Origin of the sequence: Haloarcula terrestris (assembly GCF_031624315.1) — an archaeon.
In the GTDB taxonomy this organism is placed as follows: Archaea; Halobacteriota; Halobacteria; order Halobacteriales; family Haloarculaceae; genus Haloarcula; species Haloarcula terrestris.
The window spans coordinates 50,627-58,210 of record NZ_JAMQOM010000012.1 but is presented as its reverse complement, the minus strand read 5'-3'; the positions used below and the strand labels follow the sequence as shown (position 1 = coordinate 58,210).

Genomic DNA, 7,584 nt, shown 5'->3' with positions numbered 1-7,584 from the left:
GATAGGACCTTTTTACGTCACCCCCTCTCCTCGCGGCGCTTCGCGCCGCTGTGGGGAGCGGGTTCGCAAAAATCTACGCTAAAAACGACCGTCTCGCTCCCGCTGGTCGCGAGACGTGAAACCGCGCGCCGACGGCGCACGGTATGCTGTTTCTACTGCGCCGCCACCGCACCGCGACTGCTTAGTGAGAATGCTACCAGGCGGCCTCTAACACGCCAATAATGTCGTCCTGCGTGGGATCAAGCTCCGGTGGAGCATTCGCCATGAAAGCGTCTTCGAGGACGGCGTCGGCGACTTCATCGAACGCCGCTCGGTCAGGGCCATCGACATCACGGAGTCGGATCGGTAGTCCCAGCGCCGTCACCACCTCACTGACACGGTCGACGACCGCAGCAGCGGGGTCGTCAGCGTTACTGACACCGAGTGCGTCAGCAAGCAGCGACCGCCGGCCGTCGACCTGCTCGAACAAATACGAGAGGGCGTGCGGAGCGATTACCGCATGGGCCGCGCCCTGCTGGACCTCGTAGGTTCGGGTGAGTCCGTGACCGAAGGCGTGGATCAGCGAGAGCGTCGTCCCGTCGGCCCGCGAGATGCCGTACTGGACGAGCATGATGCCCTGCGTGAGTGACTGATACACCCACGGGTCGTCGTCACCGTTGCCAAACGCGAGCAGTCCTTCTGTGAGAAGACCGAGACCGTGCGACGCGGTGGCGTCGGTCATCGGGGTTGCGTTGGCTGCGTATAGCGTCTCAATGCCCTTGTCGAAGCCGTTCATGGCCGACGCCGTGAGGACTGGCTGGGGGGTGGTCGCAATCAGTTCGGGGTCGTAACAGACGGCTGCAGGCATCAGTTCCGGGCCGCTGACGCCACCGCTGGCCGGCTCGTCCACGGGGCAGGTGTCGGGGGCAGCTGTGACCCCCGCTACAATGGAGAGGTCAGCGCCGGCTAGCGTCGTCGGAACGGCGACGACCGGCGGCAGTGCCGCTTCCGGGACAGCTATCGTTCCGGAATCGACGAGCGCCTGGCCGACAGCCGACGGATCACGGTCGGTGGCGGCGAGGATACTGATGATTTTCGCCACGTCGAGGCTGCTCCCGCCGCCGACGGCCACGAGACAGTCGGCCTCGGTCTCGCGGAACCGTTCGAGTCCGTCGTAGGCGGTGCCGAGCCGCTTGGCGGGCGTCGTCTCCGCGAAGACACCGGCAAGTCGGTCGCCGAGTCCGTCCCGAACGGGGTCCATCACGGCCGGCGTCGTTCCGACGGTCGAGCCACAGACGACTAGCGCACGGTTGTAGCCCTGTGCGTCCAACTCCGTGTCCAGCGCGCGGGTGGCATCGAGGCCGTAACGGAGCGTTGCGGGGTCGTACTCGAATCGGAACGGGGCTGCGAGATCGTCGGCAACCGGTGTGTCAGTCATCGCTGTGACTCACTCGCCCCCGTCCAGCCTCGGGCCAGCGAACGGTGGGAGCTGACGTTTGATAGCGCGGGGCGCGTATCGTCCGCGCCTGCAGTCACGAGATGGAGACCGTCTGTGCCAGATGACATTACAGACATATCGTGTCCGACCATTGAGAAGGTTGCTCACACCGCTGATACCGGGAGACATGCGTGTAACTACGTTGCCAGACACAAGTGAACCGTTAACAATCGTCTTTCTGTAGTGTACGCATGGCCTGTCCATATCTGGAGTACCGCGAGGCCGACGGGATACGTTCGTTCGACCACGAGCGGGCATACTGCGCCGCAACGGAGACGTTCGTACAGGCGATGCGGGCCGACATCTGCAACGACCGGTACGACCTGGACCACGGCCAGCACTGCGAGATATTTCAGTCCCACGCGGAGAGCGAATGACTGGGGGCTACGAAGCGTACCTCGACGCGGACCCGGTCATCATCACGGCGGCACTGACCGGCGGCGTCCACGGCAAAGAGGCGAATCCGAACCTCCCGGAGACGCCGGAAGAAATCGGCCGGGCGGCCGGGAAAGTCGAGGCTGCCGGCGCGTCCGTCGTCCACCTCCACGCCCGGACACCGAACGGTGAGCGCTCCTTCGAGACGGAGCGCTTTCAGGAGATCGACGACGCCGTTCGCCACCACACCGACGACATCATCATCCAACACTCCACAGGCGGGACGGGTGCGCCGGACGATGTCCGCCACCAGCCGCTCCGAACGGACCCGCCGCCGGAGATGGCCTCGCTAGATATGGGGCCGCTGAACCGCTACGACCACCTGACCAGCGAGAACACGCGAGCTCTAGTCGACTCGCTGCACGCCGAGATGGTCGACCGCGGCATCAAGCCCGAACTGGAGGTGTTCAACGACGGCCACCTGAACGAAGTCGGCGGACTCCTTGACCGTCGTGACCTCGTCGACCCGGTGTACGCGACGCTCATCTTCGGGCCGGGGACGCTGTCGCCGCCGACACCGGGGAACTTCCTGAACGCTATCGACAATCTTCCGGAGGGTGCGCTGTTCAACACGCTCGGGTTCGGCCGACATCAGTTACCGTTCGCGACCATGGGGCTACTGTTCGGCGGCCACGTCCGCGTCGGACTCGAAGACAACGTCTACTACCAGCGGGGCGAACTCGCCGAGAGCAACGCCCGCCTCGTCGAGCGCGTGGTGCGACTAGCTGACGAGCTGGGCCGGCCCGTCGCATCGACCGCGGAGGCCAGAGACATTCTCGGCTTGGACGAACTATGACGCCGCGATGGTGACTGTTATCGGGTGAGAGAGAGAGGATATAATATAAAAATGGGATCATGTACTAGGAGTTTATATTAAACAGTAGCTGACGTGCCATTAGCATCCCGACGACAGTTTCTGTGGGGTACTATATCTGGAGACAAACCGACTGAGAAGCTAATTCCGTTCGAATTGATATGAGCAATACTGCAGATGAGCCACACTGTCTGAGCAGGGTGTATGACCTGGAATGGCTGAAGAGTTGATTAGCGACGACAGCGGCAATATCTGGCGCTATTCTATGACAGCGTCTGGTTTCACGCCATATTCTAATTACTGCTATACTTGAGCTGAAGTCTAGATTAATCTATACGTTCGATGCTCGGTATAGTCGTCTCCTACTGCGGCTCCATCCCGGCCATCCCGTCAGTCATCGAATCGAGGTCCGCAAGCGTATCAGCGAGTTCGCTGACGCTGTCTTTCTCCTGTCGGTCCGGGTTCGCGAGGACGCGGACCGGCTGGGTTCCCAGCGAAACGAATCCGAGGTCGAGTTTCGCCGCCGTAGCCCGGAGTCCCAGGCCCGCGTCCGCGTCGCCCGCCATGACCTTCCGGGCGGGGCTCTCGTGGGCTTTCGTCGTGAGCTCGTAGCCGTCGATGGCATCAATGATTTCGGCGCGACCGACGCCCCGCCCCTCGCCGAAGGCGTCGAGCGTGTCGTCGAAGCTCCGCCGCAGTCCGGAGGCGGTGTCGCGGTTGACGAAGCGGTGGTCTCCGTCGACGAGGTCACCCAGATCGGACAGGTCGGTATCAGGGCTGACGACGAGCCCCCACTCGCGCTGCCAGCCGCCGATGTCGGTCGCTTCGTGGTCGCTGCTGGTCGGACCCGCGATGGCCGCGATATCAGGTACGCCGTTGCCGAGGCGGCGAAGTCCCTCGGTCGACCCCAGCGGGAGATATCGCGGGCGGGACACGGTGTCAAGCAGGCGCGAGAGGAGGGGGTCGTCCTCGCCCATGCCGAGCAGCGTCGGCGGCCTGACCGCGGGGGAGAACAGCGTTACGTCGACTGCTTCCCCTTCCGCCAGGTAGTCAGTCCCCGGCGGTACGTCGACGAAGCCGTCGGCGTCGACGAGGCTCGTTGTCGCGCCGCTGCCCTTGTCGACGGGGTAGACCAGCAGCGACCCCGTTTCATCCTCGACCAATCCCGCTGGCATGAGGCGTCTGCGCCCCTCGCCGTAGCGTTCCTGGACCGCCATCGTCCCTGATACCGTCGCTGTCTGTGGCGGGTCCCGCCCGGCGGCGTCCCGAACCGCCGGCGCGACGAACGTCTGGAAAATAGTCAACGCCGACACCGGGTACCCCGGCAGGCCGACGTACGCCGAGTCGCCGATAGTGCCGACGAGCATCGGCTTGCCGGGCTTGACGGCGACGCCGTGAAGCTGGAGTTCGCCCCGTTCCTCGATGACGCGGTAGATGACATCGACCGCGCTCGCGCTGGTCGACCCCGACGAGAGGACGAGGTCGCACTCGTCGGCGGCCTCGTGGAGCAGCCGCTCCATCTCCGCGTAGTCGTCGCCGGCGTGCGGGTACATCACGGGGTCGCCGCCGGCCTCCGCGACCGCGCCGGCCAGCGTATAGCTGTTCACGTCGTATATCTCACCGGCGGCGCTGTCGAGAGGGTTCCCGGGGCGGACGAGTTCGTCGCCGGTCGAAAGGATACCGACCTGGGGCCGGCCACGCACCGGAACCTCATCGACGCCCAGCGCCGACAGGAGGCCGATTTCCCGCGGGGTGATGCGCGTTCCGAGACCGAGCGCGCGTGCACCGGCTGCGATGTCCGCACCGGCGAGCATCACGTTGTCACCGGGCGCGACGGATGTGCGTATCTCGATGCCGTCGTCCGTTTCGGTCGTCCGCTCGACCATCACGACGGCGTCGGCACCGGGCGGCATCACTGCGCCGGTCGAGATTTCGGCGACAGCGCCCGACTCGACGCTTACGTCGGGTTCTTCGCCCGCGTGGACCTCGCCGGCGACCGACAGCGTCACCGGGTCGGCCTCGTCAGCGCCGAAGGTGTCTCTGGCCCGGACTGCGTAGCCGTCCATGCTCGCGCGGTCGAACCCCGGCACGTCGATATCGGCGTCGATCCGCTCCGCGAGGACGCGGTCGCGGGCGTCCGCGAGTGGGACCGTCTCAGGCACGGGCTCGATGTCCAGGCCCGCGACGACCTCGTGGGCTTCCTCGGGAGAGGCCAGGTCGCGGAACTCGCGACGGTCGCTCACTGCGACCACTCCCAGTCTTCGACGGCCACGGTGTCGCCGGCATCGTACCCTTCGACCGATTCCGGCACGACGACCCAGCCGTCGGCGAGCGCGACGCTTGAGAGGACGCCCGACCCGCTGGCCCGCGTTGGCGTCGCGGTCGGTCCGTCGCCGTCCCCCTCATGTAGTTCCACCCGGGCGTAGGTCCGTGTCCCCGGTTCGCTGGCGATCTTCCGCGTCAGTTCGGCCTCGGTCGTCGGCGGGTCAGTCGCTGGAAGGTGGCCGGCCTGACGGAGCGCTGGCCGGAGGAACTGGACAGCGTTGACGATGCAGGCGACCGGATAGCCCGGGAGCATGAGTATCGGCGTTCCCTCGACCACGCCCAGTGCGACCGGGTGACCTGGTTTCAGCGCGACGCCGTGGACCAGCACCTCACCGATCCCGTCGACGACCTCCGGGAGCAGGTCGCGCTCGCCGACGGAGGACCCACCGGTCGTCACCACGATGTCGTGGTCCAGGTCGCCGCTGATTGCGTCGCGGAGCGCGTCCACGTCGTCGGTGACGATGTCGCGGTAGGTCGCCGCCCCGCCCCAGCGCTCGACGTACTGGGTGACGGTCTGGCCGTTCGTCTCGATGACCTCTCCGGGCTCGGGGTCGTCCTGCACCAGTTCCTCCCCGGTCGGAATCACGCTGACAGTCGGCCGCTCGTACACCTCGACGGTATCGTTCCCGACGGATTTCAACAGCCCCAGGTCCGACGGGCGGAGCCGGTGGCCCGCCTCGTACAGCGTCTGTCCCTCGGATACGTCTTCGCCGACGGGCGCGACGTTCTCCCCGCCCGCGACCGCGTCGAACACGGTGACGCTGTCGCCGGTCACCTCGGTCTCCTCGACCATCACGACGGCGTCGGCACCCTCCGGGAGTTCACTCCCCGTGTGGACGCGAGCCGCTGTCTCTGTAGTCACTGTCTCGCCAACCCGGAGCGATGCCGGTGACCGCTGGCTCGCACCGAAGGTATCCTCGGCTCTGACGGCGAAGCCGTCCATCGCCGCCCGGCGGTAGTGGGGCACCGCTCGCTCGGCGGTGATATCCGTGGCGACGACGCGCTCGTCCGCGTCGCGCAGTGCGACGCGTTCCGTCCGCTCGTGTGGCGTCACTGCGTCCAGCAGCGTCTCCCTGGCCGTTGTCACCGGCGTCCGGTCCTTGAATCCGGCCGACTTTCGGGACTCGTTGCTCATGCCGGTACGAATGGCCGACACACCAAAAAGCTCGCCAGGTTCAGGAGGCTGCGAGCGGTAGGATATGTATGAGCGAGTCGGACCTCCGCTGTCGCCTCTGCGGGAGCGCCCTCTCGACAGGACTGGTCGCGACCGACAGTCGCCACTGCTGTCTCAACGCCACCCCTATCGCTGGGACCTGTCCAGAGCACGGTCCAGTCGGACCGCACCACGCTGTGGAGCGGTGAAATACGCCGACTGTATTCCGAATCAGTCGAGACGGGCGAGGTCTCCGCGACGCTCGCGGTGCATGACACCACCGGCGAACCGACGCAGTGTGTCGACGAGTTCCGATTCGGTTTCGTACGTCTCGATCCGTAAGTCCCAGCGTACCGACGCCGACCGAATCATCGCACTCGTGACATCGTCCTCGTGGACGAATACCATTCGATCTCCGTGCGTGTCGGCAAGGCGTTCAAGGATACTGCCAGCCTCTTCACCGACACCAAAGTTGTGACCGAGAAACGGGAGAATAAACGCAGTGGCGTTGCTACATCGGGCGAACTCGATGCTCTGTGTTGCCGCGTCCACGTCATCGGTGTCGATGTCGATATCGAGCGCTAGGAAGGCATTAATGCCTGGGTGGGCCCGGAGTGAACCCTGTACCCGCCGCAACAGCGCTTTCGCTGCGTCGATGTCGTCTTTATTCTGAAACAGCGTCCGGAGTGGCCCTGGCAAGTCAGCAATATCGATTTCATCTCGTTCAGATTCGCTGAGAACGTAGTTGAGATTAAACGACTTATAGGGACCCATCAGATAGAATAGGAACTGGTCGTATCGGACATCTCCGACCTGACCCGTAATTCTCTCACGGGTTATTTCAGTCGCCATACTGACAGTACTTCGCCATAAATATATAAAAGTAGGTATTCTCAGTATTATTTGGCTTGATAACAGCTAAATGTAGGCTGTACGTATACCTAATCAGGATGTCGACAGACAAATCGCGACCGGTGGACGGGAAGCCACCGGACGACCCGGCCGACCTGCTGCCCGACGACAGCGTTCTCAGCCTCGAGGAGTACCTGAATATGCACGCTGCCGTCGGCAACCGGACCCGGTACGAGATTCTCTACCGCCTCGTCCACGGTGGCGCGATGAGCCCGACAGAACTGGACGATACGCTGGATGTCGACGACAGCACGCTCCACTACCACCTCAACACGCTCGCCGATGCCGGCCTCGTCGAGAAGCGCCAGCGGACGGACCGCGGTCAGGACGGTCTCTACACGTACTACAGCGCGACGGTCTTCGGCGAGGTGACGCTTACCGAGGGTGTCGACGAACTTATCCGTGGCGAGCAGGCCTTCGACGGTATGTACGACAGTTCGGCGGAGTGAGGTGATGAAGACGCGGCCG

At 64.5% G+C, this 7,584-nt stretch carries 8 protein-coding genes; 4 read left to right on the top strand and 4 right to left on the bottom strand.

Annotated elements, in window-relative coordinates; translation table 11 throughout:
• Positions 1 to 193: 193 nt before the first annotated feature.
• Positions 194 to 1,417, bottom strand: coding sequence for an iron-containing alcohol dehydrogenase family protein (locus NDI54_RS18750; protein WP_310897927.1), 1,224 nt, complete (start codon positions 1,415 to 1,417; stop codon positions 194 to 196).
• Between the two features lie 251 nt (positions 1,418 to 1,668).
• Here NDI54_RS18750 and NDI54_RS18745 point away from each other — a divergent pair, with 251 nt between their 5' ends.
• Both NDI54_RS18745 and NDI54_RS18740 read left to right on the top strand, forming a co-directional pair.
• Entirely contained in the window at positions 1,669 to 1,854 is a 186-nt protein-coding gene (locus tag NDI54_RS18745) for a hypothetical protein (RefSeq protein ID WP_310897926.1), read from the top strand.
• Positions 1,851 to 2,708 (top strand): BKACE family enzyme, encoded by an 858-nt coding sequence (locus tag NDI54_RS18740; protein WP_310897925.1) that lies wholly within the window; start codon positions 1,851 to 1,853, stop codon positions 2,706 to 2,708. The genes NDI54_RS18745 and NDI54_RS18740 overlap by 4 nt, the downstream gene beginning before the upstream one ends.
• A gap of 380 nt (positions 2,709 to 3,088) precedes the next feature.
• Here the strand turns inward: NDI54_RS18740 and NDI54_RS18735 are convergent, their stop codons facing one another.
• Positions 3,089 to 4,969, bottom strand: a complete 1,881-nt coding sequence (locus tag NDI54_RS18735; RefSeq protein WP_310897924.1) for a molybdopterin biosynthesis protein — start codon at positions 4,967 to 4,969, stop codon at positions 3,089 to 3,091.
• Positions 4,966 to 6,186: a molybdopterin molybdotransferase MoeA gene (locus NDI54_RS18730; protein WP_310897923.1), complete on the bottom strand. Its 1,221-nt coding sequence runs from the start codon at positions 6,184 to 6,186 to the stop codon at positions 4,966 to 4,968. Before NDI54_RS18730 ends, NDI54_RS18735 begins: the two co-directional genes overlap by 4 nt.
• 68 nt (positions 6,187 to 6,254) lie before the next feature.
• Here NDI54_RS18730 and NDI54_RS18725 point away from each other — a divergent pair, with 68 nt between their 5' ends.
• Positions 6,255 to 6,413, top strand: coding sequence for a hypothetical protein (locus NDI54_RS18725; RefSeq protein WP_310897922.1), 159 nt, complete (start codon positions 6,255 to 6,257; stop codon positions 6,411 to 6,413).
• Between the two features lie 22 nt (positions 6,414 to 6,435).
• Here the strand turns inward: NDI54_RS18725 and NDI54_RS18720 are convergent, their stop codons facing one another.
• The gene (locus NDI54_RS18720; RefSeq protein WP_310897921.1) at positions 6,436 to 7,056 is read right to left on the bottom strand and encodes a DUF7509 family protein; all 621 of its coding nucleotides are present in this window, start codon (positions 7,054 to 7,056) and stop codon (positions 6,436 to 6,438) included.
• Positions 7,057 to 7,154: 98 nt separating this feature from the next.
• Between NDI54_RS18720 and NDI54_RS18715 the strand changes: the two genes are divergently transcribed.
• Entirely contained in the window at positions 7,155 to 7,565 is a 411-nt protein-coding gene (locus NDI54_RS18715) for an ArsR/SmtB family transcription factor (RefSeq protein ID WP_310897920.1), read from the top strand.
• Positions 7,566 to 7,584: the final 19 nt, after the last annotated feature.